This window comes from Endozoicomonas sp. SESOKO3 (assembly GCF_024606255.1).
Genome location: NZ_JAHHPR010000375.1, coordinates 1 through 2,486, shown reverse-complemented (window position 1 = coordinate 2,486; position 2,486 = coordinate 1). Strand labels below are relative to the sequence as shown.

The window sequence follows — 2,486 nt, the reverse complement described above, 5'->3', positions numbered from 1 at the left end:
AAGAGCTGGAAAAAGCGCAAACCCTGATAGAGATATGCAAGAAAAAAAACATCACAGTCAAGTACACTTTTTATAAGCTTCTTCGATTCGTAGAGAGAAAGTCTTTTAATGGCTTCTTCGATAATGCGACCGTTTTTTTTGGGCGCCTTCCTGAATCCTTCAAAAATACCGGCATGCTGACCAGCATGCTAAATAATAAAAAACATATCCGTGATTTTGCCGAGCGTAGCCAGGGTGAACTCGAATATTTAGCGAGTTTGGATGTATTGACTTCCCTTTCGTCCATGAATAATAGAAAAGGCTTGCTCAAACATGAGGAAGTGGAAGAGATGCTGAGCTGGCCCGAATGGAAAGACGAGTATGGCGAGTTCAATACGGAGTTATTCCGCTCTTTCTCATCTATGAACGCCAAAAGAGGCATACCCAAACATGAGGAAGTGAGAGAGATTCTTAGCTGGCCGGAATGGAAAGATAAGGATGGCAAGTTCAGTAAGGAGCTGTTCCGCCCCTTCTCATCCATGAATAGTAGCAAAGGTATACTTAAACACGAGGAAGTGAAAGAGATCCTGAGCTGGCCGGAATGGAAAGGCAATGATGACGGGTTCAATATGGAACTGTTCCGTGCTTACTCATCCATGAAAAGTGGTAGAGGCATGCTCAAACATGAGGAAATGAAAGAGTTGTTGGGCTGGCCGGAATGGAAGGACAAAGATGACGAGTTCAATATTGAGCTGTTCCGCGCTTTCTCGTCCATGAACTGTGGTAAAGGCATACTCAAACATCAGGAAGTGAAAGAGGTGCTCGGCTGGCCGGAATGGAAGGACAACGATGGCGAGTTCAACATGGAGCTATTCCGCTCCCTCTCATCCCTGTACAACAAAAGAGGCGTACCCAAACATAAGAAAGTCAGAGAGATGCTGGGCTGGCCGGAATGGAAAGATGAGGATGACAAGTTCAATATGGGGTTGTTTCGCTCCGTCTCGTCTATGAATCATTCCAAGGGCATGCTCAACCATGAAGAAGTAAAAGAGGTCCTGAGCTGGCCGGAATGGAAAGACAAGGATGACAAATTCAATATGAGGCTGTTCCGCGTCTTTTCGTCCATGAATAATGGCATGGGCATGCTCAAACATGAGGAAGTAAAAGAGGTGCTGGGCTGGCCGGAATGGAAAGACAAAAATGGCGAGTTCAATATGGAGCTGTTTCGCTCCCTCTCATCCATGAATAATGGCAAAGGTATGCTCAAGCATGAGCAAGTGAAACGGGTGCTGAGCTGGCCGGAATGGAGAGACAAAGATGGAGAATTCAGTGTGGAGCTCTTTCGCGCTTTCTCATCCATAAACAGTGGTAAAGGCATGCTTAAACACGAGAAAGTGAAAGAGATCCTGAGCTGGCCGGAGTGGAAAGACAGGGACAGCAAGTTCAACATGGAGCTGTTCCGCTCTTTCGCGTCCATGTACGACAAAAGAGGTATACCCAAACATAAGGAAGTGAAAGATATGCTGAGCTGGCCGGAATGGAAGGACAAAGATGACGAGTTTAGTATGGAGCTGTTCCGCTCCTTCTCATCTATGAATAATAGAAGAGGCATGCTCAAACATGGGCAAGTGAAAGCAATGTTGGGCTGGCCGGAATGGAAAGACAAGGATGGTGAATTCAATATGAAGTTGTTCCGCTCCTTCTCATCCATGAATAGTTGCAAAGGCATACCCAAACATGAGCCAGTGAAAAAAGTGATGGATTGGATAAGCTGTGGAGGTGCACCCAATCACCAGCTCCTGCGAATAATGACCAGACTCTGGAAATCAGAAGGGCTGCCTGCTATTCAGATGCTGCAACATCAGGAAACACAACTGAAACAATGGCTTTTAGCAGAATCTGCTGAAGACAAAAGTGATTCAGAGAGTGAAGAGGGCGACGAATACGATAGCGATTCAGAGGATGAAGAGGATGACGAATTCAATCGCCAAATAAAAACAGTGGCCCTTTATCTTTCCACCTCTAAGCCAGACTGGTCACTCAACTGGGTGGTTTTACAACAGTTTCAGCAATTCAATGCAAAGACTAAAACCGTTCTGATGATGGAATCATTGATAACGCTTTTATTTTCTTATGGCGGGAAAGGCGTCGAGCGCTACCTCCGGACTGATCAAAAGGATCGGGATTTTTTGTGGCGTCATTCGATTAAAACTTTGCCCTTGCATGTATTAAATAAGGCAATGGTTCTATCTTCTTCCCATGAACACAGAGAGCGTTTTATCCACTTTGTCAAGCGGCTGAAGTCATTGCCGGATAGGAGCCGATGGGAACAGTGCTCAGCCCTGTTGCAACCACTGTCGGGGGTGCTGAAACACGATTACATGAAAAGACTCTATTGGGAAATTCTGCAACCCTTAACAAAAGATGATCAGTTGCGTCTTCTGGACGCCAGCCATGCTCAGGCTGTGTTCGACCTGTTTCCCTCCTTGGGTGCCCTGCATAAACTC

The 2,486-nt window shown here is 45.9% G+C and carries 1 protein-coding gene; it reads left to right on the top strand.

Going from position 1 to position 2,486, the window contains the following annotated elements:
• Positions 1-2,486, top strand: a 2,486-nt coding sequence (locus KDK18_RS06610; RefSeq protein WP_257254080.1) for a hypothetical protein, incomplete at both ends; no start/stop codon positions are given.